The organism is Asticcacaulis sp. (genome assembly GCA_024707255.1).
Taxonomy (GTDB): Bacteria; Pseudomonadota; Alphaproteobacteria; order Caulobacterales; family Caulobacteraceae; genus Asticcacaulis.
On record JANQAC010000002.1, the window covers coordinates 583,420 to 606,160 of the forward strand.

The following is a 22,741-nucleotide window of genomic DNA, read 5'->3' on the forward strand; positions in this document are numbered from 1 at the left end:
GATGAGTACAGTGACTTCGGTCATGATTTAATCCTCTTCAACCGGCGCCAGATAATCGGCGTCGCTGACCTTCTCCATCCAGGTAACGGCGATGCCATTCAGGACTTCGGTGATGGCGATATGACTCATGGCGGTCGTTGCCGTGGCCCCGTGCCAGTGGCGCAGGCCGCAGGCGCACGAGACCATATCGCCGGCCCTAATCTCTTTCTTCAGGCCGCCCTCGCATTGGGTCCAGCCGGTGCCGGAGAGGACGATCAGGTTCTGGCCCATCGGATGGGTATGCCAGGCGGTACGCGCGCCGGGTGCGAAGGTCACCAGTCCGCCCGTGACATTCGAGCCTTCCATGGCGGTGAACAGCATCTCGACCGTGACATTGCCGGTGAAGCAGGCTTCGGGGCCGGGGGCGGCGGGTGTTGCGCCCTTGCGCCGGATGGTTTGGCCGGTTTGCATGTGATCAGATTCCCTTGTCTGCGAAGACCTTGCGGGCAATGCCCAGGGCCGTGCTGGCGGTCGGCCAGCCGGAATAGAAGGCCAGGTGGGTGATGGTCTCGATGATCTCGTCGCGTGTGACGCCATTTTCCAGCGCCAGGCTCAGATGATAGGGCAGCTCGTTGATGCGGTAGAGCGAAATCAGGCTCGATATGGTCACAAGGCTGCGATCACACGGCGAAAGGCCGGGGCGCACCCAGACATCACCAAAGAGAACGGTGTCGGTCAGGTTCGCCAGCGCCGGGGCAACATCACCGAAGGCTTTCTGCGCAGTTTCAGGGTCACGGGACATAATGGGCTCCTATTTGATGAGCCGAATATAGAGGATGGCTATTGCCCTGATTAGATGGCAATATTGGCATGTACTTATGAGGTGTATTCATCAATGGCGCGTGAGAATATGAACGACCTGCTGGCCTTCATCGCCGTGGCACGCGAAGGCAGCTTTACTAAGGCGGCCGCCAAGCTGGGCGTATCGCAGTCGGCGCTCAGCCATACCTTGCGCGCACTGGAAACCAGGCTGGGCGTTGCGCTACTCACGCGCACCACCCGCAGCGTGGCGCCGACCGAGGCCGGCGAACGCCTGCTGCGGAACATCGGTCCCAAGCTCGACGAGATTGACGCCGAACTGACAGCGCTGACCGCTCTGCGCGACAAGCCGGCGGGCACCATCCGGATTACCAGCGGCGAACACTCGGCGGAAAGCCTGTTGATGCCAGTGCTGGAGAAAATCCTGCCGCAATATCCGGATATCAGGGTCGAGGTGACGGTCGATCTCAGTCTGACCGATATTGTCACTGAGCGATATGACGCCGGTATCCGACTGGGTGAGCAGGTGGCGAAGGATATGATCGCCGTGCGTATCAGCCCGGATGTCGAGATGGCGGTGGTCGGCTCGCCAGGCTATTTCCTCAGACATCCGAAGCCGAAGACGCCGCAGGACCTGATTACGCATAATTGCGTCAATCTGCGCCTGCCGACGCGCGGCGGGCTCTATGCCTGGGAACTGGAAAAGGGGGGCGGGAAGTGAATGTGCGCGTCGATGGTCAACTGATCTTCAATACCGGCAGCCAGGTGGTCAGCGCGGCCGTGAGGGGGTTGGGGCTGGCCTGCCTGCCGATGGATGTGGTGCATGAGGCCATCGATGACGGGCGACTGGTACGGGTGCTGGCGGACTGGTGCCCCCCGTTTCCGGGCTATCATCTCTATTACCCAAGTCGCCGCCAGCAATCGCCCGCTTTCGCCCTGCTGGTTGACGCCCTGAGATACCGGCCATAGGGTACTGGCCCTGGCCGGAGGTGATCATGTTCAAGCGTTTGTATGCTCTGTTTGTCGCGTTGCTGGTCCTGACAGGCGCGGGCGGTATAGCCCATGCAGCCGGGTGCGGGATTGGCGCGACGGGCGCCACACAGAGTGTGGCAATCGGCCACACCGGGCGGTCGATGTTGGTCCATATGCCGGCGAATGCCGATGACGGACCCTTGCCTCTGTTATTCTTGTTTCATGGCAGCACTGGCACGGGGGCCGGGATGTTGCGCAATTCCGGGCTGGAAGCGACCTCCGATCGCCACCATTTTATTCTGGTGGCGCCCGATGGCGGCATTCCGGCAGGTGGTGGTTTTGTGTGGAACATCCCCGGCGTGCCGACTGTCACCGGCAAGATTCCCACAAAGGACGACGCCGATGATGTCGCCTTTGTCGGGCAGGCGATCGACTGGCTGGTCGGGCAGGGCTGCGTGGCACGTGACCAGGTCTATGCCACGGGCCTGTCTGGCGGCGGGCGCATGACCTCGTGGTTAGCTTGCGTCAACGCCGGCCGTTTCGCGGCCATCGCGCCGGTGGTGGGCCTGCGCGCCGGCAATCCCTCGAAGGCCGATCCGACAAGGCCCGATCCGGCGACCTGTAAGCCCTCGCGCCCTATGCCGGTCATCGCATTCGCCGGTGATAAGGACACCACCAATCCGATCGAGGGCGGTGGCGCGGGCTACTGGCAATATACCATGCACGTCGCCGAACAGAGATGGGCGCAACTGAACGGCTGCACCGAGGCGCCGACCACGCAATGGGTGGCCATGGGCGTTTATGAGGAGCGTTACACCGGATGCCGCGATGGCGCCGATGTGGCGGGGCGGATTACGGTCGGCGGCACACACCTGGCTGGCCGACAACGAGGCGATGTGGGCATTTCTGTCGCGCTACCGCCGTCAGGACTGACTTCTGGTTGTACAGGGAAGTGCCGTATACGACATCAAATTTCTACAATCGTATAATTTATATTTGACGTGTGCCGCGAATAGTGGTTCAAATTACTCAGTCAATTGGCCTCCACCATTCCTCCCTGGAGCGGCGCGCTGTTGGCGAACGTCTTTGCGTCGTTCTGTATGGACGGACTTCAGTTTCGTCCGGCCTGCCAGAGGTTCTCCGGCCTTTGCATCCAGGCTTTCGGCCGACGCCTTTGACGTCTCTGATCTGGTTCCGGATCACCCTTTCCGATGTCCGCCCCGGTCTCACTCCCGTGACCGGCTTCGCGCATCGGGACAAACTTTCAGACGCCTGTCGCTACGGTCCCCCCTCCGCGACAGGCGTTTTTTTATGCGCTTTTCGCCGTCTTTTCCGTCTCGAACTGCTTGCGCAGGTCATCGAGCGTCATGGCGATATGCTGGCGCATCAGAGCCGAGACCTCATCCGACTTGCCGGCGGACCAAAGCTCCAGCAGGGCGGAATGTTCATTGTGGGCGCGATCGTCGCGGCCGGCCGGTTCCAGATGCTTGCCGACATAGCGTTCGCAGATGATATTCAGGCGCTCGATGATCTGGATGGTGACCTGACGGTGCAGCGGGCGGATCAGGGCCATGTGGAACGCACGGTTCAGCCGGCCCACCCGGGTCTTGTCGCCACTGACCGCCACATCGAGCTCATCTAGCGCGGCGCGGGCCGCCTTCCTGTCTGTATCCGTTGCCACCTTGGCGGCTTCGCCCACGGCATCGGGTTCGAGCTTCAGGCGCAGGGCATAGACTTCCTCGACCTCGTCGGCATTGAGCGGGCGGACGAAAAAGCCGCGATTGGCCTGGGAGATGAGCAGCCCTTCCTGTTCCAGGCGGGCGAGGGCCTCGCGCAGCGGAATCTTGCTGACGCCCAGTTCGGCGGCCAGGGCATCCTGGCGGATGGCGGTGTCCACCGGGATGCGGCCGGAGATGATGCGGTCGCGGACCAGGGAGAAAATCTGCTCGGAGAGGGTTTGAACCACGATTGACATGAAAGACGCCCCGAATCTTTGCGTTTATAAGTTATACCGGCAGTAAGGCATTCCTTTTGGCCCCTGACAAGTCCATCCACGGTTGTTTGGTTTTGTTTCACAGCTATCGGGGCGGCGTTTCGGCAATTTATTGCTATTGTCAGACTATTGTATACCGTATAACACTTGGCTTGAGGAATAATCTGACAAAAGAGGCCGTTGATGACCCGAAAACCTGCCCAGTTTAGATATGGCCTTGCCACTCTGGCTTTAGCCCTGCCGCTGCTGATGGCCTGCGCGCACGCTGAGGATGGCTGGCAGACCGTCCATTCGGCTGGCAACCCGATCATCTCCGATGGCCAGAATTACACCACTGATCCGGCGCCGCTGGTGGCCGACGGCAAGCTCTATATCCTGACTGGCCGCGATATAGCCGCGCCCGGCGTCAACGACTTCATTATGCCCGAATGGCAGATGCTTGAGACGGAAGACCCGGCCTCGCACACCTGGCAGTACAATCCGCACTTCGTCCGTCCGGAGGCTGTTTTCAAATGGGCGACGCCGGCGCGCGCCTATGCCGGCCAGATCGTACAGGGACCGGACAAGCGCTACTACATGTACGCGCCGATCATCGAGGCCAACAGCCCGAACAAGGATCCCTTTGCCATCGGTGTGGCGGTCTCCGACAGCCCGGAAGGGCCGTGGATCGACGCCCATCCCTCAGGCCCGATTGTGTCGCAATCCTACCCAGTGAAGAACGAGATCGAGAATATCGACCCGACCGTGCTGGTCGATGACGATGGCCGCGTCTATCTCTACTGGGGCACGTTCGGCCGCCTGAAAGGCGTTGAGCTTGAAAAGGACATGGTCACCTTCAAGGGCAAGCCGGTCGATATCACCGGCCTGAAGGGCTTCTTCGAGGCGCCCTGGCTTTTCAAGCGCAACGGCACCTATTACCTGATGTATGCCGGCAATACGGCCGGGCCTGACTCCGACTGCACCGAGGCGGTCTACTATGCCTGCCAGGCCTACGGCACGGCGAAATCACCGCTCGGCCCCTGGACCTATCAGGGCGTGCTGCTCGACCCGGTGTCCTCGACTACCTCGCATGGCGGCATCGTGCAGTACAAAGGCAAGTGGTATCTGGCTTATCACAATGCCGATTCCCCTGGTGGCGACCATTTCCGCCGCAGCGTATCGATCGATGAAGTCACCTGGGACGACAGTGTCAGCCCGGCCCTGATCGACAAGGTGATCCCGACCCATCCGCCGGCACCGCCCCCTGCGCCGACGCGCAATATCGCGCCGGCGGCGCGCATCCTTGCCTCCAATTCGCCGGTGCCGGTGCAATACTGGATCAAGGCGCTGAACGACGGCAAGGTCCACGCCAATCCGTTGCCGCCCGATACCTGGGGCACCTGGTCGCCAAACAATCCGGCGCAGCAATGGGTGGTCTATCAGTGGGAGCAGAAGCTGAAGTTCAACGGTTCGCGCATCCGTTTCTGGAACGACCAGCCGGCCGGTTCCGGTGTTGGCGTGGCGGCGCCCAAGGCCTGGCATCTGGAATACTGGAACGAGCAAAAATGGCTGCCTGTGCCGAACGCCAGCGCTTACGGCACCTCGACCGACGCCTTCAATGACGTGACCTTCGATACGGTGGAGACGCGCTGCCTGCGCGCCGTCTTCGACGCCTCGACCGATGGCAAATCTTACGCCGCCGTCGCCGCCCAGGAATGGGAGGCGCTGTACCCGAAGCCGGTATTGGTCGAGCCGGCGGATACGGATATTCCGGCGTCTCCGGTCTGCGCCGCCGAATAACTGTTCAGAACAATCAAAAAGAAGAAATGCCAATGTCCAGGAAATTTATCACCGAAACCCATTTCTGCAAGGCCGACTGTGGCTGCAATGCCGTCAGCCGTCGCAGCGTATTCGCCGGCGCCGCCGGTGCTGCGCTGATCGGCGCCTCCGGCTTCGCCTTTGCGGCGCGCGCCGACGAAACATCGGTCAATCTGGCGAAAGTCGCCACGCCATCAGCTTCCTTTCATTCGGGCGACACCCGTGTGGCAGCCCTGAATGATGGCGCCGTGCCAGCCAATTCGGCCGACGCTGAAAAGGGCATGTACGGCAACTGGCCGAAGACGGACACCGAATGGGTGCAGTATGACTGGAGCCAGCCGGTCAGCCTTAACAAGGTCGCCGTCTACTGGTGGGTGGACGGGCAGGGGGTCGGTGCGCCGAAGGCCTGTCGCGTACTTTACTGGGACGGCAAGGCGTTTGTGCCGGTCAAAAACGCCAATGGCCTGGGTGTGGCGAAGGATACCTTCAACGCCACCACCTTCGACACGGTGAAAACCGACAAGCTGCGCCTGGAAATCGTTTCCGATGGTACGCTTTCCACCGGCGTGCTCGAATGGCAGGCATGGAGCGTTGGTCCGGTGCCCGCCTTTGCCCCGGTCGTGGCGGCGGGCATTGACCGCACCGTCGTGATGGGCGGCAAGACATACCTGATGGGTAAGACGGATACATTGACCGCTGGCGACACGGGCAGCCTGTGGCGCAAAGTCTCCGGCCCCGGTGATGTCACCTTCGCTGACGCCTTGTCGCCCGAAACCACGGCCACCGTCTCGGCGCCCGGCACCTATGTGCTGGAACTGACTGCCCATGCCGGAGGGCAGGTGTCGACCTCGCGTCTGCGTCTGAATGCCCAGGCGGCCCCGCCGCCGCAGCGCCTCGATGTCGTCTACACGAAAAAGTACACCATCGACAGCCCGCTGTGGAACGCCCGCGCCAAGGCTTTGATCGTCAACTGGATTCCGCACGTTATCGACTATTGCGAGCGCACCGACCTGAAGATCGGCAATGGCGGGATCGACAACTTCATCGAGGCCGGCAAGGCCAATCGCGGTGAGCCACACGGCCCCCACAAGGGCTATGTCTTCTCCAATGCCTGGGTGGTCGAAAACGTCGAGGCCATGTGCATTGCCCTGATGGTTGATCCCAAGGGCGATCCGGAAATGATCGCCGCGCAGGACAAGATGCGCGCCACGCTCGAACGCTGGATTCCGATCATCCTCGCGGCACAGGAAAGCGACGGCTATCTGCAAACCGCCAAGACCCTGGCCGCGCCGGGCGAATGGGATGAGCGCTGGTCGCCGGATCATCGCGGCAACCACGAAGGCTATATCGCCGGTTATTTCATTGAATCGGCGATCAACCACTACACCCTGACCAACGGCCAGGATCTGCGCCTCTATAACGCGGCCAAAAAGCTGGCCGATTGCTGGGTCGCCAATATCGGGCCGGGCAAGAAGGAGTGGTTCGACGGCCACCAGGAAATGGAGCAGGCGCTCGTCCGCTTCGGCCGCTTCGTCAATGATGAAGAGGGGAATGGGCGCGGCGATTCCTATATCGCGCTCGCCCGCTTCCTGCTTGAATCGCGCCGCGGCGGCCAGGAATACGACCAGAGTCATTTGCCGCCGGTCAAACAGTACGAGGCCGTCGGCCATGCTGTGCGCGCCGTCTATTTCTATTCCGGCATGGCCGATATCGCCGCCGAAACCGGAGATGTCGATTACCAGAGCGCGGTCGCCTCGCTGTGGGACAACATGGTCAACCGCAAATATTACGTCACCGGCGGCATCGGATCGGGCGAGACCTCCGAAGGCTTCGGGCCGGACTACTCTTTGCGCAACGGCGCCTATTGCGAGTCCTGCTCAAGCTGCGGCCTGATCTTCTTCCAGTACAAGATGAACCTGGCCTATCACGACGCCAAATATGCCGACCTCTACGAGCAGACCATGTACAACGCCCTGCTCGGCGGCATCGACCTCGACGGCAAGAGTTTCTGCTACACCAATCCGCTCGTCAATACAGAGCGCACCCTGTGGCATGTCTGCCCGTGCTGCGTCGCCAATATCCCGCGCACCCTGCTGATGATCCCGACCTGGACCTATGTGAAGGACGCGGAAGGATTATACGTCAATATGTTCGTCGGATCGAAGATCACCGTGGAGAAGGTGGCCGGCACTGATGTCGAGATGGTGCAGAAAACCGATTATCCGTGGAATGGTGCGGTCAAAATCACCGTCAATCCGAAGGAAGCGAAGACCTTCGCCCTGCACGTCCGCATTCCCGACCGCACCACCAGCGAACTCTACACAATGGAACCGAAAGTCAGCGGCGTGAAGGTCTTCAAGGTCAATGGCAAGGCCGTGACGCCGCAGATCGTCAAGGGCTATGCCGTTGTTGATCGTGAGTGGCAGGCCGGTGACACGATCGAGCTGGAATTGCCGATGGCGCCGCAGCGTATTTATGCCGATCCGAAGATCGAGGCAGACCGCGGTCTGGTGGCGCTGGGCTATGGCCCGCTGGTTTATAATGTCGAACTGGCCGATCAGAAGAGCATCACCCAGCCGTTGGGCAAGGCCCCGCTCAAGGCCGAATGGAAGCCCGACTTGCTGGGCGGTATTATGGCGCTGACCGGCAAGTGGGCGGATGGTTCCACCATGCTGGCCGTGCCCAACTATGCCCGCATGAACCGAATCGGCGGGCCGGAAGAGATCGGCACCGGCGATGTCGATTTTGCACCGGGCACCACACAGGCCGCCCAGGCCGAGGTTGGCCCGCGCCGACATTTCACGGGATTGCAGTCCCTGGTGTGGATCAGGCAGGCATAAAGCCTGCCTGATCTCCTCGCAAAGAATGGCATCTCGCTACCGCCGAATGTGGCGATAACGTGACAGTGTGTCAAACTTTGTATTTTGTGTATCGTATACGGTAGTAAATATACTTGGCCTGTTATAGCCTCGGCCCACACACTTAAAAAAAGAGGGTCAGGTTATGAAACTATCGTCGCTTCGCGGCTCACTTACCTATTGCTCGGTCCTGGCATTGAGCATGGCGGCTTTTACCGCCGCCGGCGCTTTCGCGCAGGAGACATCCGATAAGGACAAGACCAGTGATGACAAGGCGTCCGACACCACAGAAGTGGTCGTCACCGGGTCTCGCATCCGCCACAAGGGCGCGGCCAGCGCTACCCCGACCACGGTCATCAATGCCGAAGCCATCCGCAAGTCCGGCACGCGCCAGGTGGCTGATCTGGTCAACCAGATGCCCGCCCTGGTGATCAGCCAGAGCGACCAGACTTCCAATGCCAACCGTGACAAGGATTCGATGGATCAGGGCCATCCGGGCCTGAATGCGCTCGACCTGCGGGGCCTCGGCACCAAGCGGACCCTTGTTCTGGTCAATGGCCGCCGCCACGTGCCCGGCGCGCCCGGCACTTCGGCCGTCGATATCAGCACCATTCCCGGCGGCCTGATCGAGCGCGTCGAAATCATCACCGGCGGCGCCTCTGCGCAATACGGCGCCGATGCCGTGGCCGGCGTGGCGAACTTCATACTGAAGAAGAACTTCCAGGGCCTGGACGCCAATATCCGTTACGGCAACTCGACCTATGGCGACATGCCGAGCTATGATGCCGATATCCTGTGGGGCAAGAATTTTGCCGGCGGCAAGGCCAATATTACCCTGTTTGGCACCTACGGCCAGTCCAACGGCGTGGTCGCCGGCCAGGACCGCCCCTCGACCTCGCGCGGCAATCCGTGGTGGTATCGCCCGAATTCGTCAGTGCCCTATACGGTGCTCGATGATCAGCATTTGCTGCAATATTCGCCGCGCGCCGTGGTGCTGCTGGGCAGCAAGCCCTATGTCTTCAATGATGACGGCACCATGCGCGATCCAATCCTCGGCACGGCGGGGCTGTATCCGACGACGGCGGACCTGAGCCTCAATTCCAGCGTCGCCTCCCTGATCACCAACAGCGGCGGTGAATTCGACGGCCGCTATGATAACTGGCTGCTGTCGGTGCCGAGCGACCGCTTCATCACCCACGGCACCTTCGGCTATCAGTTCAGCGACAACCTGCGCTATTTCCTCGAACTCGACTACGCCACCAACAAGTCGCACGGCGAATACGGCCTGTGGTGGGAAGGCGGCACCAACAAGCTGTGGGACGGCAACCCCTTTATCACGCCGGAAATCATAGCGGCCAATGGCGAGAATCCCGATGGTAGTACCGGTTTCCCTGACGGCTTGTCCTTCGTGCGCAACTTCCCCGAATTCGGCAAGTCGCGTTCCAACTACCGCCGTGAACTCAAGCAGGTGGTGACCGGCTTCGAGGGCGAACTGCCGGCTCTGTTCCGCGAGCATGACTGGGCGTGGTCGACCTATATTTCCTATGGCAAGACCGAGGAGACCGTCCAGGACTTCAACAACACCTCCAACGAGCGCTATATGCGCGCCCTGGATGCGGTCAGCGGTCCCGGTGGTACGCCGATCTGCTGGGTCAATTCCGACGCCGATACCTCGAATGACGATCCGGCCTGCGTGCCGCTCAATCCGTTCAAGCCGGCGACTCAGGACGTCATCAACTACCTGCAGTTCGATTCCAGCCCGATGACGACCTCGCTCGAACAATATGTCTGGTCGGGCTATGTCACCGGCGGCCTGTTCACCCTGCCGGCCGGCGAGGTCCAGGTGGCGCTCGGCGCCGAATACCGCCGCGAGGCCAACAATATCGGCGCGCGCGACGAATATAACCCCGACAGCCCGAACTACGTGCCCGATTATGGCGTGGTCGAAACGCCGCTGAAGGGCGAATTCGACGTCAAGGAAGTCTTCGCCGAGCTGAGCGTGCCGATCCTGAAGGATCTGCCGTTCGCCTACCGCCTGACGGCCGATGCCGCCGTGCGGACCGCCGATTATTCGACCGCCGGCAAGACCACCGCCGAAAAGTACGGCCTGCAATGGGCGCCGATCCGCGATGTCCGTTTCCGCACCACCTACGGCAAGGCTGTCCGCGCGCCGAATATCAGCGAGGTCTTCACCGCCTCGTCGATCAGCGGCCAGTGGCTCAGCGACCCGTGCAACTACTGGAACCTGCCCAACCGCGCCGACAAGACGCAATATACTGCCGCCAACTGCGCTGCGGTCATGCCGGCCAACAAGAACGACTACTGGCTGTGGCTGGACGTCGTCAAGAAGGGCAATCCGGACCTGAAGGTCGAGACGGCCAAGACCCTGACGCTCGGCGTGGTGCTGCAACCGCGCTTCATGAAGAATTTCAGCGCCACGGTCGATTATTATGATATCGACATGAGCAATGTCATTTCGTCGGTCGAGCCGCAGACCATCATCAACAAGTGCATGGATGCGCCGACGCTCGACAACAATTACTGCGATCTGGTCGTGCGCGATCCGGTGACCAACAACCTGGTCTCGGTCATCAAGCAGAACATCAACCTGGCCCGTCGCAAGACCAGCGGCATCGATACCGAGATCGATTATTCCGTCAATCTCGCCTCCTGGGGCTGGGGCAGCAATGCCGGCACCCTGTCGATCAACAGTATCTGGACGCGCCTGTTCGAGAACAAGTACACGCCCGATCCGGATAACCCCAACAGCGTTACCGATACGGTCGGCATTTTCGGCTTCCCCAAACTGAAGGGCCGCACCGCGTTCAACTACACCCGCGACAAACTGTCGCTGGGCTGGACCTCGCGTTTCTATTCTGGGATGCGCCAGACGGTGACCATCACGCCGGAGGACTATGCGCCGTACAAGACGAAGCCGATCGCCTATGACGACATTTACATCTCATACTGGCTGAAGCCGAACATGAACCTCAGCGCCGGGCTTTCCAATGCGCTGAACAAGCAGCCGCCCCGTTATCCGGGTGCGGAAGCCGGCGGCGCCTACTTCGGTGATGAAGGCTGGCAGGCCGGAGTTTACGATGTGATCGGCCGCACCGGCTGGATCAATCTCCGCTTCACCCGCTAACAATTAACCCCCGGCATCCTGAATGCCGGGGGTTTTGCTATTTGGGGAGAGGGGCATGGGTCAGACAAGGGATGGGCCTTGCCGGATGATCCGTCTGGCATGCCTTTTCCGCCCGGTAGGCGAAAAAGGAGCTCAGCAGCCACCACCAGACGGCGATGCACACGGCGACACTTGCCAAAAAGACCCAGCCCCGAAAAGAAATGCGTGCGGTCATTACACCTGGAATCCCTATGTTCTGGCAAACAGGTCGGTTTCTGAAAAAGATGTTATTGCGCCTGTGAGGGGATAAAGAAGATGATTAATAATTTCTTTAACGCCTCAATGGGGGAATAAGTCCCATCATGCTGTATGTACGTCAATAGAGATAAGATGGTTAACTGTGAAAAGTGACCCGGTTGAATCTAAATGCTGTTGAAATTAACTATAGTTGTTCTGATTTGGGTTCCGAACCAGGTAATATTTGCGCGTTAAAATGTCTTTTGCATGACAATGTGCGCGATCGTCACTTCCTCAAAAATCTCCCCCACGGGCATATAGCCGTTCCGGGCGTAAAAGGGCTGCGCGCTGACACGGGCGGCCAGGCTAATGCGCGATTTGCCGGCGGCGCGGGTCTCGGTTTCGGCGGCGGCGAGCAGGGCGGCGCCCACGCCCTTGCCCTGGTTGTCGGGATCGACCGCCATCTGGCGCAGCCTGAGCGTTACATCATCGTGGACGGTGAGAAGCAGTGTGCCGATCAGGTCTTCGTTTTCAAAGGCGGCGAGGTGGATGTCACCGGCCTCGCCGGCCAGTTGCGCCGAGGTGAAATCCAGGCCCAGCGGCGTGCGCAGCACGGCGCGGCGCAGGTTGACGGCGGTGGCGTAATCGGCGGAACCGTGGGGAATGCGGCGAACAGTAAGAGACATGCGGAAATCCTGTAACGATAGAGACTGTAATGATCGGCAATTTATAAAATCCGGGGAAGCCCGGCATGGTTTTATATATATTCCGTCCCTAATGCTCCCCATATTGATGACGACATGCGCCGCCAGCGGAGAAAATCCATGCGAAACCTCGCCAAACTGACCAGCCTGACAACCGTTACGACGCTCATTCTTCTGGGCGCCTGTTCGCCGAAGCCGGATGCCGATGCCGTCGCGGCCTCACAAGCCTCCGAATCAGCGGCCATGTCGATCACGGCGGCCGAAGCGGCCTCCCAGGCGGTCGCCGAGGCCATGACCAGCGTGGACGCCACGGGCTATGTCGGCAAATGGACTGGCCCGGAAGGCACCGCCATGACCATTACCCCGGTCGGCAGCCAATATGAGGTGGTAATTACCAACCTCGATGGCCCGCGCACCTTTACCGGCACCCTGGAAGGCGACGGCATCCATATTACCCGCGATGCAACGCCGCTGGTCATTCACAAGGGCGACGGCCAGGCTACGGGCATGAAGTGGCTGGCTGACAAGCATGACTGCCTGGTGGTCGCGGCCAATGAAGGATTCTGCAAGGATTAGTCATTTGCCGCCGCGGCCGGCTTAGGCTAGGCGGACAGGGGCGGTAAGGGGATTCGTCAAGAAGGCGTAAGGGGCAATGAAGCGTCGTGTGCAATCGATCGTGGTCCTGGCGCTGGCCGTCGCCCAGATTGCGACCGCGCGCCTGATGGTGGCTCTCGGTATCGGTGAGCCGGTCGAGGTGCAGTCGGCTCTGGTCCGTCATCCGCTCGTGCCCTACAAGACGGCCTTTGTCATCTGGGGCCTGATCTATGCCTATGCCCTGGTGGCTGCCATCTGGCAGGTGATGCCGCGCCAGAAGGAAAGCGCGGCGCTGGAAACGGTGGACTGGAATTTCATTGTCGTCTGGCTGGTCAATTCGTTGTGGCAGCTCTGGGTGCCGCTGATCGGCCTGGAATGGATCAGTTTCTGCCTGATCGCCGTGGCGGTCTTTGCCGGATTGAATGGCCTGCTGAAACTGCGCAACGAACTGAAACTGTCGCGGAAGGAGAAGTTGCTGGTGGCCGGACCGCTGGCCCTGGTGACCGGCTGGCTCACCGCCGGCTGTGTCGTCAACTTCACCTCCGCCATGATCTGGACCGGCTTTGGCCTCGATGCCGGCAATGCCGCCGTTTCAGCCGTCTTCCTGATCGCCCTGATCGCTTTCGGCGGCTGGATGGTCTACCGCACCGGCAACAGCCTCTATGCGGCGGGGCTGGCGTGGGCGCTGTTCTGGGTATTGATCGCCAATCAGAGCCGCGACCACGAACCGGCCATGGTCGTCATCGCCGCCATTGGCCTGGCTCTGGTGGCGGGAATACGGCTCTATCTGCTGTGGCGCAAGCCGCAGGCTTTGGCGGCCTGACCATGCAGGTTTTGCCGGCGACGATCGAAGACAAGGCGGAATGGCTGCCGCTGTGGCGCGCCTATCTCGATTTCTACAAGCACGCGCTTGATGACGAGATTACTGACCTGACCTTCGCGCGGGCGCTGGAAGAAGGGGAAGCTCTGAACCTGCTTGTGGCCAAAAGCGAGGGCCGGATCATCGGGTTCGCTACCTATGTGCTGCACCGGTCAAGCTGGGCGCGCGACTGGTATTGCTATCTCGAAGACCTGTTCGTGGCGGCAGACCAGCGCGGCAGGGGCGTGGCACGGGCCCTGATCGCCGCCGTGGCCGAAGCCGGAAAGGCGAAAGGCGCCGAACGGCTTTACTGGGTCACGGATGAAGCCAATAAAACCGCCCAGGCGCTGTATGAAAAGCTGGCAACGAAAACCGATTTCATCCAGTTCCGCCACGATTTGTAATCACTTCAGGGCCGCTTCGAGCGTCGACTGGAACGCCGCCGGCTGATCGAGCATGATGAAGTGCCGGCTGTCGTCGATGCGTGTGAAGGTCATGTTCGGCTTGCTGGCGTAATTGCTTTTGTAGGTCGCTTCGGTGGCGGTGGCATCCTCGCTGGTGGCGACCGGATAGATCAGCGTGGTCGGCGTGGCGATGGCCGCCAGATCCGGGCGCAGGTCGATGGTCAGATCCTCAAAGAAACTTTGCGCCAGGACGCGGCGGTCCGAGGTCATTGACCAGTCGAGCAGTTTTGCCTGATCGGTCGGATCGGTTACCAGCCGGGCCGTGCCTGCGGCCTGCTGCGCCCTGAAGGCATCGGCGGGCGCGGCGATCATACCGTCTCGCAGGGCGGCGGCTTGTGGCCTGACCATCTCGACCGTGGCGGCTGGGTTGAAGATCACCCCAACATAGGGCAGGACGTCGACGATAATCAGCTTGCCGGTATCCTCCGGATGGGCCTTCGCCAGCATCAGGGCCATCAGGCCGCCGAGCGAATGGCCGACCACGACCGGCTTTTGCAGGTGATTGAGCTTGATATAGCCATCGATGGCTTCAACCGACGGCGCGAGAATATCGCCTTCGGCATTGGCGCCGGCCGGTTCACCGGCGAAACCGGCCAGAGTGAGCACATGCAGGCGATAATGGCCTTCCAGATGCCCCACTGTATCGTCCCAGACTGCGCCGGAAGAGGCGAGACCGGGGATCAGGATGACGTCCGAGCCGTCGCCACTGACTGTCACCGAAAAGCGAGCAGTGGCGGCATCGGGAAATGGCGTGGCGGCTTTGGAATGACCGGCGGTTATTGCGGCGACGATGCCAATGATAATGGCGATGAGTGCCGCGGGGCGGTTGAAAATGCCGCTCCTGCGGCGATCGGGGCAGTTGAAGCCGGACATGGAATTACCTCGTAAGGGCGTTGAAGAGGGTGGTGAATAAAGAAATGAAGAATTGAGCCAGGTGGTGCCCCGGTTCGAGCAGGAGGACGGCGTAGATGCCCGTGCCGAAGATGACGGTGGCGAGTTGGATGCGGTACAGGTTGCGGGCAAGGGGGGAGCGTGTACGCTCCGAAGGGATGCGCAGTGACATGGGTTTTGCCTTTTAAAGTGGGGTTAGCGGTAGGGGTTCTGGAAGATCGCCTCGACGGGCAGGTCGAACACGGCGGAAATCTTGTAGGCGAGATCGAGCGACGGCGAGTGCTTGTCGGTTTCCAGGGCGATGACCGCCTGGCGCGAGACGCCGAGTTGGGTGGCGAGATCGGCCTGGGTCAGGCCCTTCTCGGTACGCAGTTCACGCAGGTTTTGTTTCATGAGGCTTTCCTCAGGATGAGGCTGGTGGCACCGAACAGCCCCCAGAACAGCGGATAGACGAGATAAAGCGAGAAGTGGTGCGCGCCGGCATTGTTTTCGAGAAAACCCCAGGCGGTGCAGATAAACAGGGTCAGACCGGTGGCGATGATGAAGCGCCTGACGAGCACCGCCCGCAGGTATTCATCCACCCGTTCGATATAGGCCAGGAAGGCCAGGATGGTGCCCCCAATGGGCAGGGCGGGCAGGACAGCCAAAGCATAAAGCAGCGCGCCGGTCGGCGCCTGGGATTGTATCAGGGTGATCGAGCCAAACAGGGCGGCGGCATAGAGCACCATCCAGACGGCCATGCCGGTGGAGTAGCGGGCGGCGGGAGATTTCAGGTTCATGGGTCAGGTTCCAGATAGAGTAAGTGACATCACCGGTGTAAGGCTGACCTTACATCATGCGAATGTAATGTCAACCTGACATCGTGAAAAAATGTAAGGCTGGCCTTACATTTTATTGGTGCCTTATTGGTCTCTATGTGGACGGAACCAGTTGGGGCTTGGCAGGGGCGGCAAGCTGTGAGACTGTATTGGGAAATAAAAAGCAGGGGGCGCAGGTGGCAGCCGAGATACTCAAGTTTGAAAAGCGGGAGCAGCCGAAGGTCGAGGCGCCAAAGGCGAAGCGCTTCGAGGCGCTGGATATCCTGCGCGGCCTGTTCATCATCGGCATGTTGCTGGCCAATAATGCCGGTGACTGGTCGCATATCTGGCCGCCGTTCGATCATGCCGAATGGCACGGCTTCACCATGACCGACCTGGTGTTTCCCGGTTTCATGGTCTGCGTCGGGATTTCGATGACCCTGTCGATGAGCCGGCGGATCTGCGAGGGCGGTAAAGCGGAGATGGCGGTCCATGTGGTGCGCCGGGCCGCCATCCTCATCGCCATCGGCCTGTTCCTCAACCTGCTGCCGCATTTTGATTTCGCCCACTGGCGCTATCCGGGCGTGCTGCAGCGAATCGGCCTGTGCTACGGACTCGCTTCCGGCCTGGTGCTGCTGCACAGCCATATCGAAGGCGGCAGGCTGGTGCTCCATGCCCGGCCGCTGGCCATCTGGGCCGCCGGGCTGGTCCTGGGTTATGCCGTCCTGCTGAAATTCGTGCCGGTGCCGGGCTATGGTCTCGGCGATTCCTTCGGACCGGAAGGGTCATGGCCGGCCTATATCGACCGCATCATTCCCGGCATCCAGCACATCTATCAGGGCGGCACCAATGAGGCGGGCCAGGTGGTCTATGATCCGGAGGGCCTGCTTTCCACCTTCCCGGCGATCTTCAATATCCTGGCGGGGCTCCTGATCGGCCTGCTGATCCAGAAGCAGACGCCGGCGAAAGCTGTTGGCAGTGTGGCCCTGGCCGGGCTGATGCTGGTGATTGCCGGCCTGGCGATGGACAGCCAGATTCCGATCATCAAGAAGCTGTGGACCTCGTCCTTCGCGCTTTTGACCAGTGGCCTGGCCATGATGCTCCTGTCTGGCCTCATGCTGGTCATGGACCGGATGGGCCACACGAAATGGGCCATGCCGATCCGCGTCTTCGGCACCAATGCGATCCTGGCCTATGTCTTCGCCTGGCTGTTTTCGGTCTTTCTCGATGTCACCGGCCTGGCGGGGATAGCCACGCGCTGGATGCACAGCGTCATCGTCGACCCTTACGCCATGTCCTTCCTGTTCGCGCTGGGCGTGCTCGTCATCTGCTGGCTGTTCGTCCTGCCTTTTTATCTGAAGAAGATTTTCCTGAAGATCTGAGGCGCCGACCCGGCAGGTTCGGTCTTGTCGGGTTTTCCATTTTCGATTATAGTACTGACCGGTCAGTACCATAAATAAGCCGCCAATGGAAAAAACCGTCAGACGCAGGGCCGCGCCGGAAGTGCGCCAGGCCGATATTCTCGATGCAGCGCTGGAGGAGTTTGCCCGGCACGGCTTCGAGGGTGCGCGTATGGAAGACGTGGCGCGGACGGCCAGGGTGAGCAAGGGGACGGTCTATCTCTATTACCCGACCAAGCAGGCCCTGTTTGAGGCGCTGGTGATGCGCGATATTGCCCCGCGCGTCGAATTGGCTTCCACCTTTCTCAAGGGCTATGGCGGCCCGCTGGAGCCCGCCCTGATGCGGATGGTCGAAATGGCGGCTATGGCGATCGAGGCGGGGCGGCTGCCGGTATACCCCAAGCTTCTTATCGCTGAAGCCGGGCGCTTCCCGGAACTGGCCGCTTTTTACCGCCGCGAGGTGGTGCAGAAGATGCTGGCAGCACTCACCAGCCTGTTCCAGAGGGCGCTCGATCGCGGCGAAATATCCGGCATCGAGGCCGGCATGGCCGCGCATCTGGTCATCGCGCCGGTGCTGAAATCCGCGCTGTGGGCGCTGGTCTTTGCCGATGGCGAGGAGACGCCGTTTCCGCCCCTGCCTTACCTGCAAACCCATGTGCGTGTCTTTTTGAAAGGTCTCGGTCATGCGTAATCTTTTGCTTTTGAGCACCTGCTTTGTGCTGGCTGGTTGCCAGTCGAAACCGGCGGACAGCTACAGCGGCTATGTCGAGAGCCAGACCGTCAGTATCAATGCGCCGCAGTCGGGCTGGCTGGCGGCTGTCAATGTTGATCGTGGCGATGCGGTGATGGATGGCGAGGCTCTGTTCCGGCTCGATGCCACGCAGGCCGAACACGCCCTGAGCGGCGCAGAAAGCCGGGCGCAGGCGGCGCAGGCACAGGCGGCTGACCTGGCCAAGGGTGCGCGCGAGGCCGATATCGCGCCACTTTTAGCGCAGCGTATCCAGGCGCAAAGTCAGCTTGATCTCTCACGCGCTAATGAGGCGCGCTATGCTCAACTTGAGCCGAAGGGCTTTGTCTCGGCGGCGCAGATGGATAGCTTGCGGGCCGCGACCAAATCGGCCCAGGCGCAATTGGTCAATATTGATAAACTGATCGCCGAGAAGCGCCTGGCCTCCCGCGAGGACCAGCAAAAGGCGGCCCAAGCCCAAGCGGCGGCCGCCAGCGCCGATGTCGCCGGGGCGCAATATACGGTCGATGATCGTGACGTGAAGGCGCGCCTGACCGGACTGGTGGATGAGCGCCTGCGTGAGCCCGGCGAGTTCGTGGCGGCGGGCGCGGCGGTGCTGACGGTGCGGCCGAAAGGGCGTGAGTTTGTGCGGTTCTATGTGCCGCAGGCTGACCTCAGCAAGTTCAAGGTGGGGGCGGTGGTGCATATCGGCTGCGATGGCTGCACCGCGCAGACGGCGAGGGTGCGGTTTATCTCGTCGGAGGCCGAGTTTACGCCGCCGGTGATCTATAGCGTCAAGGAGCGGCAAAAGCTGATGTTCCTGGTCGAGGCAACGCCTTCAAGGCCCGAAGCGTTACACGCGGGACAGCCTGTGGATGTCAAGCTGTGAGGGGAAGGGAAGCGCAAATTCTGATTTCGCCTCCCCCATTAATGGGGGAGGTGGCGCAGCGCGTGCGCCGTGACGGAAGGGGCAATTCCACCGACGAAGGCCCCTCCCACCATCGCAGGCGATGGTCCCCCCTCCCCATGAATGGGGCGGGCGAAGGACTGCGGGTTTCCCATGCCTGACACACCCTCTGACCTCGCCATCAATGTCACCGGCCTGACCAAGTCCTTCGGCAAGCTCAAGGTTGTCAACAGTGTTGATATCCAGATGCCGCGCGGCCAGGTCTGGGGCTTTCTGGGGCCCAACGGCTCCGGCAAGACCACGACCATCCGTATGCTCTGCGGCCTGCTGAAACCCGATGCTGGCGAAGGCACCTGCCTCGGCTTCGATATCCTCAAGGAAAGCCGCGAGATCAAGAACCGCGTCGGCTACATGACGCAGAAGTTTTCCTACTGGGAAGACCTGTCGATCCGCGAAAACCTGGAGTTCGTCGCCAATCTCTACGACCTGAAGAAAAAGAAACAGGTCGTTGATAAAACTCTGGAAACGCTTGGTTTAACTTCGCGCCAAAAGCAACTGGCCGGCACGCTGTCCGGTGGCTGGAAGCAGCGCCTGGCCCTGGCCGCCTGCACCTTGCACAATCCGAAAATGCTAATGCTCGATGAGCCGACCGCCGGCGTGGATCCGCAGGCGCGACGCGACTTCTGGGACCAGATTCACCGCTTGTCTTCCGAAGGCATGACCGTGCTGGTTTCGACCCACTATATGGATGAAGCCGAACGCTGCGACCAGATCGCCTATATCGCCTACGGCAACCTGATGGCGCAGGGGCGGGTGGAAGACATTATCGACCAGTCGGGCCTTTACACCTTCGTGGCTGAAGGCGCGGGTGTACGCGACCTGATGGAACGGCTGCGCGGCCAGCCGGGCGCCGATCATGTTGCCTATTTCGGCAATGCCCTGCATGTCAGCGGCGGCGATTTGGACGCGCTGAAACGTCTGGTCGCGGCGCATCAGGTGGCTGGTATCAAATGGCGCCAGGAACGGCCCAATCTGGAGGATGTCTTCATTCACCTGATGGGGCAAAGCAAAGACAATTCGGTGGGGGCCTGAAATGAGCGCATGGCGGCGCATCGGCGCCATACTGACCAAGGAATTCATCCAGATGCGGCGCGATCGGCTGACCTCGGCCATCATGGTCGTCATGCCGATCATGCAACTGATCCTGTTCGGCTTCGCCATCAATTCCGATCCGCGCCACCTGCCGACCCTGCTGTATCTGGAGGACCGTTCGGCCATTGTGCGCTCCCTTACGGCCGGGCTGCAAAACTCCAGCTATTTCGACATCCAGGGCGAGGTGCAGAGCGCCGAAGCGGGGACAAAGGCGCTGCAATCGGGCGAAGCGGCCTTTGTGATTACCGTGCCCGCCGGCTTCACGCGCGACATGCTGCGCGGCGACCGGCCGCAATTGCTGATCGAGGCTGATGCGTCCGATCCTTCCGCGGCCAGCAATGCCGTGGGGATGATCCAGCAGATCACGCAATCGGCGCTGAAGCAGGATCTGAAGGGCGAATGGGCTTCGCTGGCGCAGGGGCCGCCGCCTATCGATATCGTCATCCACCGCATGTATAATCCGGAAGGCATATCGCAGTATAATATCGTGCCGGGTCTGCTCGGCGTCATCCTGACCATGACCATGGTGATGATCACCTCCATTGCCATGACGCGCGAAACCGAACGCGGCAATATGGAAAACCTGCTGGCCATGCCGGCGCGGCCGTGGGAGGTCATGGCCGGCAAGATCGTGCCCTATATCGGCGTCGGCATTGTACAAACGGCCATTGTCTTGCTGGCTTCGACCTTCGTGTTCGGCGTGCCCTTTCTTGGGTCGGTCTGGCTGCTGTCCCTGGGCGTGGGTCTTTTCATCATCGCCAACCTGGCCGTGGGCTTTACGTTTTCCACCGTGGCGCGCTCGCAGATGCAGGCCATGCAGATGACCTTCTTCTTCTTCCTGCCGTCGATCATGCTGTCGGGCTTCATGTTTCCGTTCCGCGGGATGCCGGCTTGGGCGCAGGGGATCGGCCAGGTCTTCCCGCTGACCCACTTCCTGCGCGTGGTGCGCGGCGTGATGCTGAAGGGGTCGGACTTTGCCGCCATGTGGCCGAATATCTGGCCGATGCTGATCTTTATCGCCGTGGCGACGGCGGTGGCGATGGCAAGATATCGCTCCACACTGGACTGAGACTTATCCACGGGCGGCGGCTTGACTCTTCCATTGCGTGAGAACAAAATAAGAACATTGGTGATCGGAGATATGCCCATGTCATGGTTCTGCGAAACGCAGTTGAGAGATTTGCCGGCCGGCTGCCGGCTCATGATCACCTGTGAGAAATGCGGTGGCCAGCGCGAGGAATCGGTGCGGCAACTGGTCAATGAGGCGCGGGTGGGGGCCATGTATCTCGATATTATCGAATGGGCCTTCAGTTGCGCTGATTTTCACTGTGGCGGCAGCGTGTCATTCGGCATTTTCAGCCCGGTGCAGACCGCAGTCACCGCTCGGCGTTGCGCCTAGTGTTCGATAGGCAATCCGGCCATTGCCCAGGCGCGGAGCCCGCCAGCGAGGTGGTCATGGATATCAATGCCCGCCGCCTGGCATTGCAGCGCCGCGGTTACCGAGCGGACCCCGCCGGCGCAGGACAGCACCACATATTTCCCTTCCGCCGCGGGCAGGGCGGACGGATCGAGCGTCGACAGCGGATAGTTGACGGCCCCGGTGATGCGGGCATCGGCGAACTCATGCGGTTCGCGCACATCGACCAGCAGGATTTCATCGGCGTCAAGGGCAGCGCTGACCTCTTCGGGCGTCATATTGCGGATCGGTGTGGGCATGGCAGGGCCTTTCTTAAGATTCCCGGCGACTTATGGCAGTTTCAGTGCGTTAGCGGAAGATGCCTTGAAGTGCCGGGGAAAGCTGGATACATTTAGCCTGCCAGCGAATTATGAGTCACAGATGAAGCCTATGGTAAAAACCTTCGAAGCCCTGGCTTCGGAGCCGAGATTGAAGATACTGGCTTATCTTTCCAAGGCCACGATGACGGCGGGTGAGATCGCCGAGCGCTTCGACATGGCCAAGCCGTCGCTCTCAAAGCACCTCAGCATCCTTGAAAACGCCGGCCTGATTTCCAGCGTTAAGAAGGGCAAGTACATCCATTACAGCATCGTCCAGGACCATATCGTTAATTCGCTGGATGGTTACCTTCAGGAGGTCTGCCCGACGCGTAAGCCCCTGCGCGAGGAAAGTGCCGCCAAGGCGAAGGGCGGGGCGGAAGACATCTAATTCAGGTTCGACATCAGTGTCACGATACAGGTTAGAAACAGACCGATCGAGACGGCCGGCAATCAATAAGCCCCCTTTCGGTTCCTGAAAATAAAAAGAACCAATGAGAGGCCCTGCGCGATAAGAATTGCAGGAATGCCGGCCCAATATGATGCCTGATAAAGATGTTCGAGTACATCGCGGTTAGCTTCGGGCCAGCTCTTAAAGCCCAGGTCGAGTGGGGACAAATACCAGACGACAGCTAAGCACCCGGTCACAACCGATGTGGCTACGAAGTAAAGGGCATAGGCCACGCGCTGATCG

At 60.7% G+C, this 22,741-nt stretch carries 25 protein-coding genes; 16 read left to right on the forward strand and 9 right to left on the reverse strand.

Annotated features, from left to right (window positions below):
- Positions 1 to 27: 27 nt before the first annotated feature.
- Together NVV72_14070 and NVV72_14075 are read right to left on the reverse strand one after the other, a co-directional pair.
- Positions 28 to 450, reverse strand: coding sequence for a cupin domain-containing protein (locus NVV72_14070; GenBank protein MCR6660401.1), 423 nt, complete (start codon positions 448 to 450; stop codon positions 28 to 30).
- Between the two features lie 4 nt (positions 451 to 454).
- A complete protein-coding gene (locus tag NVV72_14075; protein MCR6660402.1) occupies positions 455 to 781 on the reverse strand; it encodes a carboxymuconolactone decarboxylase family protein in 327 nt (108 codons plus the stop codon).
- A 93-nt stretch (positions 782 to 874) separates the two neighbouring features.
- Between NVV72_14075 and NVV72_14080 the strand changes: the two genes are divergently transcribed.
- Genes NVV72_14080 through NVV72_14090 form a run of 3 tightly spaced genes read left to right on the forward strand, consistent with a single transcriptional unit; the run spans position 875 to position 2,759 of the window.
- On the forward strand, positions 875 to 1,519 hold the full coding sequence (locus tag NVV72_14080) for a LysR family transcriptional regulator (GenBank protein MCR6660403.1): 645 nt from the start codon (positions 875 to 877) through the stop codon (positions 1,517 to 1,519).
- On the forward strand, positions 1,516 to 1,767 hold the full coding sequence (locus NVV72_14085; protein MCR6660404.1) for a LysR substrate-binding domain-containing protein: 252 nt from the start codon (positions 1,516 to 1,518) through the stop codon (positions 1,765 to 1,767). Before NVV72_14080 ends, NVV72_14085 begins: the two co-directional genes overlap by 4 nt.
- A gap of 26 nt (positions 1,768 to 1,793) precedes the next feature.
- Entirely contained in the window at positions 1,794 to 2,759 is a 966-nt protein-coding gene (locus NVV72_14090; GenBank protein ID MCR6660405.1) for a polyhydroxybutyrate depolymerase, read from the forward strand.
- A 320-nt stretch (positions 2,760 to 3,079) separates the two neighbouring features.
- Here the strand turns inward: NVV72_14090 and NVV72_14095 are convergent, their stop codons facing one another.
- The gene (locus NVV72_14095; GenBank protein MCR6660406.1) at positions 3,080 to 3,745 is read right to left on the reverse strand and encodes a GntR family transcriptional regulator; all 666 of its coding nucleotides are present in this window, start codon (positions 3,743 to 3,745) and stop codon (positions 3,080 to 3,082) included.
- Between the two features lie 201 nt (positions 3,746 to 3,946).
- Here NVV72_14095 and NVV72_14100 point away from each other — a divergent pair, with 201 nt between their 5' ends.
- The 3 genes from NVV72_14100 to NVV72_14110 all read left to right on the forward strand — a co-directional run bounded on the left by NVV72_14100 (position 3,947) and on the right by NVV72_14110 (position 11,563).
- Entirely contained in the window at positions 3,947 to 5,542 is a 1,596-nt protein-coding gene (locus NVV72_14100; protein ID MCR6660407.1) for a family 43 glycosylhydrolase, read from the forward strand.
- 32 nt (positions 5,543 to 5,574) lie between these two features.
- Entirely contained in the window at positions 5,575 to 8,400 is a 2,826-nt protein-coding gene (locus NVV72_14105) for a glycoside hydrolase family 127 protein (protein ID MCR6660408.1), read from the forward strand.
- A 163-nt stretch (positions 8,401 to 8,563) separates the two neighbouring features.
- Complete coding sequence (locus NVV72_14110; GenBank protein MCR6660409.1) at positions 8,564 to 11,563, forward strand: TonB-dependent receptor; 3,000 nt, start codon at positions 8,564 to 8,566, stop codon at positions 11,561 to 11,563.
- 467 nt (positions 11,564 to 12,030) lie between these two features.
- On the opposite strand, the gene NVV72_14115 is transcribed toward NVV72_14110, so the two are convergent.
- Positions 12,031 to 12,465: a GNAT family N-acetyltransferase gene (locus NVV72_14115; GenBank protein MCR6660410.1), complete on the reverse strand. Its 435-nt coding sequence runs from the start codon at positions 12,463 to 12,465 to the stop codon at positions 12,031 to 12,033.
- Between the two features lie 138 nt (positions 12,466 to 12,603).
- On the opposite strand from NVV72_14115, the gene NVV72_14120 reads away from it, so the two are divergent.
- The 3 genes from NVV72_14120 to NVV72_14130 all read left to right on the forward strand — a co-directional run bounded on the left by NVV72_14120 (position 12,604) and on the right by NVV72_14130 (position 14,340).
- Positions 12,604 to 13,059 (forward strand): hypothetical protein, encoded by a 456-nt coding sequence (locus NVV72_14120; protein ID MCR6660411.1) that lies wholly within the window; start codon positions 12,604 to 12,606, stop codon positions 13,057 to 13,059.
- Positions 13,060 to 13,135: 76 nt separating this feature from the next.
- A complete protein-coding gene (locus NVV72_14125; protein MCR6660412.1) occupies positions 13,136 to 13,900 on the forward strand; it encodes a hypothetical protein in 765 nt (254 codons plus the stop codon).
- Complete coding sequence (locus NVV72_14130) at positions 13,870 to 14,340, forward strand: GNAT family N-acetyltransferase (protein MCR6660413.1); 471 nt, start codon at positions 13,870 to 13,872, stop codon at positions 14,338 to 14,340. The genes NVV72_14125 and NVV72_14130 overlap by 31 nt, the downstream gene beginning before the upstream one ends.
- On the opposite strand, the gene NVV72_14135 is transcribed toward NVV72_14130, so the two are convergent.
- The 4 genes from NVV72_14135 to NVV72_14150 are packed head-to-tail and all read right to left on the reverse strand — an operon-like array spanning position 14,341 to position 16,070.
- Entirely contained in the window at positions 14,341 to 15,273 is a 933-nt protein-coding gene (locus tag NVV72_14135; GenBank protein ID MCR6660414.1) for an alpha/beta hydrolase, read from the reverse strand.
- Between the two features lie 4 nt (positions 15,274 to 15,277).
- Complete coding sequence (locus tag NVV72_14140; GenBank protein ID MCR6660415.1) at positions 15,278 to 15,463, reverse strand: hypothetical protein; 186 nt, start codon at positions 15,461 to 15,463, stop codon at positions 15,278 to 15,280.
- Positions 15,464 to 15,486: 23 nt separating this feature from the next.
- Positions 15,487 to 15,684: a helix-turn-helix transcriptional regulator gene (locus NVV72_14145; protein ID MCR6660416.1), complete on the reverse strand. Its 198-nt coding sequence runs from the start codon at positions 15,682 to 15,684 to the stop codon at positions 15,487 to 15,489.
- Positions 15,681 to 16,070 carry a hypothetical protein gene (locus NVV72_14150; protein ID MCR6660417.1) on the reverse strand — a complete coding sequence of 130 codons (390 nt, stop codon included), beginning with the start codon at positions 16,068 to 16,070 and terminating at the stop codon, positions 15,681 to 15,683. The genes NVV72_14145 and NVV72_14150 overlap by 4 nt, the downstream gene beginning before the upstream one ends.
- 215 nt (positions 16,071 to 16,285) lie before the next feature.
- Between NVV72_14150 and NVV72_14155 the strand changes: the two genes are divergently transcribed.
- From NVV72_14155 to NVV72_14180, 6 genes are all read left to right on the forward strand, one after another.
- Positions 16,286 to 17,470, forward strand: a complete 1,185-nt coding sequence (locus NVV72_14155) for a DUF5009 domain-containing protein (protein ID MCR6660418.1) — start codon at positions 16,286 to 16,288, stop codon at positions 17,468 to 17,470.
- A gap of 85 nt (positions 17,471 to 17,555) precedes the next feature.
- Entirely contained in the window at positions 17,556 to 18,179 is a 624-nt protein-coding gene (locus NVV72_14160) for a TetR/AcrR family transcriptional regulator (protein MCR6660419.1), read from the forward strand.
- Positions 18,172 to 19,104, forward strand: coding sequence for an HlyD family efflux transporter periplasmic adaptor subunit (locus NVV72_14165; GenBank protein MCR6660420.1), 933 nt, complete (start codon positions 18,172 to 18,174; stop codon positions 19,102 to 19,104). The genes NVV72_14160 and NVV72_14165 overlap by 8 nt, the downstream gene beginning before the upstream one ends.
- 171 nt (positions 19,105 to 19,275) lie before the next feature.
- On the forward strand, positions 19,276 to 20,214 hold the full coding sequence (locus tag NVV72_14170) for an ABC transporter ATP-binding protein (GenBank protein MCR6660421.1): 939 nt from the start codon (positions 19,276 to 19,278) through the stop codon (positions 20,212 to 20,214).
- A gap of 1 nt (position 20,215) precedes the next feature.
- The gene (locus NVV72_14175; GenBank protein ID MCR6660422.1) at positions 20,216 to 21,343 is read left to right on the forward strand and encodes an ABC transporter permease; all 1,128 of its coding nucleotides are present in this window, start codon (positions 20,216 to 20,218) and stop codon (positions 21,341 to 21,343) included.
- 78 nt (positions 21,344 to 21,421) lie between these two features.
- Positions 21,422 to 21,673, forward strand: a complete 252-nt coding sequence (locus NVV72_14180) for a hypothetical protein (protein ID MCR6660423.1) — start codon at positions 21,422 to 21,424, stop codon at positions 21,671 to 21,673.
- Here the strand turns inward: NVV72_14180 and NVV72_14185 are convergent.
- Positions 21,670 to 21,990: a rhodanese-like domain-containing protein gene (locus NVV72_14185; GenBank protein MCR6660424.1), complete on the reverse strand. Its 321-nt coding sequence runs from the start codon at positions 21,988 to 21,990 to the stop codon at positions 21,670 to 21,672. The genes NVV72_14180 and NVV72_14185 overlap by 4 nt on opposite strands.
- Before the next feature lie 121 nt (positions 21,991 to 22,111).
- Between NVV72_14185 and NVV72_14190 the strand changes: the two genes are divergently transcribed.
- Positions 22,112 to 22,438 carry a metalloregulator ArsR/SmtB family transcription factor gene (locus NVV72_14190; GenBank protein ID MCR6660425.1) on the forward strand — a complete coding sequence of 109 codons (327 nt, stop codon included), beginning with the start codon at positions 22,112 to 22,114 and terminating at the stop codon, positions 22,436 to 22,438.
- Positions 22,439 to 22,741: the final 303 nt, after the last annotated feature.

Excerpts from the sequence above, each read along its gene's own strand:
- NVV72_14140 (MCR6660415.1), bottom strand. The coding sequence starts at position 15,463 with ATGTCACTGCGCATCCCTTCGGAGCGTACACGCTCCCCCCTTGCCCGC.
- NVV72_14180 (MCR6660423.1), top strand. The coding sequence starts at position 21,422 with ATGTCATGGTTCTGCGAAACGCAGTTGAGAGATTTGCCGGCCGGCTGC.
- NVV72_14075 (MCR6660402.1), bottom strand. The coding sequence starts at position 781 with ATGTCCCGTGACCCTGAAACTGCGCAGAAAGCCTTCGGTGATGTTGCC.
- NVV72_14110 (MCR6660409.1), top strand. The coding sequence starts at position 8,564 with ATGAAACTATCGTCGCTTCGCGGCTCACTTACCTATTGCTCGGTCCTG.
- NVV72_14120 (MCR6660411.1), top strand. The coding sequence starts at position 12,604 with ATGCGAAACCTCGCCAAACTGACCAGCCTGACAACCGTTACGACGCTC.
- NVV72_14135 (MCR6660414.1), bottom strand. The coding sequence starts at position 15,273 with ATGTCCGGCTTCAACTGCCCCGATCGCCGCAGGAGCGGCATTTTCAAC.
- NVV72_14160 (MCR6660419.1), top strand. The coding sequence starts at position 17,556 with ATGGAAAAAACCGTCAGACGCAGGGCCGCGCCGGAAGTGCGCCAGGCC.
- NVV72_14175 (MCR6660422.1), top strand. The coding sequence starts at position 20,216 with ATGAGCGCATGGCGGCGCATCGGCGCCATACTGACCAAGGAATTCATC.
- NVV72_14125 (MCR6660412.1), top strand. The coding sequence starts at position 13,136 with ATGAAGCGTCGTGTGCAATCGATCGTGGTCCTGGCGCTGGCCGTCGCC.
- NVV72_14090 (MCR6660405.1), top strand. The coding sequence starts at position 1,794 with ATGTTCAAGCGTTTGTATGCTCTGTTTGTCGCGTTGCTGGTCCTGACA.
- NVV72_14100 (MCR6660407.1), top strand. The coding sequence starts at position 3,947 with ATGACCCGAAAACCTGCCCAGTTTAGATATGGCCTTGCCACTCTGGCT.
- NVV72_14165 (MCR6660420.1), top strand. The coding sequence starts at position 18,172 with ATGCGTAATCTTTTGCTTTTGAGCACCTGCTTTGTGCTGGCTGGTTGC.
- NVV72_14185 (MCR6660424.1), bottom strand. The coding sequence starts at position 21,990 with ATGCCCACACCGATCCGCAATATGACGCCCGAAGAGGTCAGCGCTGCC.
- NVV72_14080 (MCR6660403.1), top strand. The coding sequence starts at position 875 with ATGGCGCGTGAGAATATGAACGACCTGCTGGCCTTCATCGCCGTGGCA.
- NVV72_14115 (MCR6660410.1), bottom strand. The coding sequence starts at position 12,465 with ATGTCTCTTACTGTTCGCCGCATTCCCCACGGTTCCGCCGATTACGCC.
- NVV72_14070 (MCR6660401.1), bottom strand. The coding sequence starts at position 450 with ATGCAAACCGGCCAAACCATCCGGCGCAAGGGCGCAACACCCGCCGCC.
- NVV72_14095 (MCR6660406.1), bottom strand. The coding sequence starts at position 3,745 with ATGTCAATCGTGGTTCAAACCCTCTCCGAGCAGATTTTCTCCCTGGTC.
- NVV72_14105 (MCR6660408.1), top strand. The coding sequence starts at position 5,575 with ATGTCCAGGAAATTTATCACCGAAACCCATTTCTGCAAGGCCGACTGT.
- NVV72_14150 (MCR6660417.1), bottom strand. The coding sequence starts at position 16,070 with ATGAACCTGAAATCTCCCGCCGCCCGCTACTCCACCGGCATGGCCGTC.
- NVV72_14190 (MCR6660425.1), top strand. The coding sequence starts at position 22,112 with ATGAAGCCTATGGTAAAAACCTTCGAAGCCCTGGCTTCGGAGCCGAGA.
- NVV72_14145 (MCR6660416.1), bottom strand. The coding sequence starts at position 15,684 with ATGAAACAAAACCTGCGTGAACTGCGTACCGAGAAGGGCCTGACCCAG.
- NVV72_14170 (MCR6660421.1), top strand. The coding sequence starts at position 19,276 with ATGCCTGACACACCCTCTGACCTCGCCATCAATGTCACCGGCCTGACC.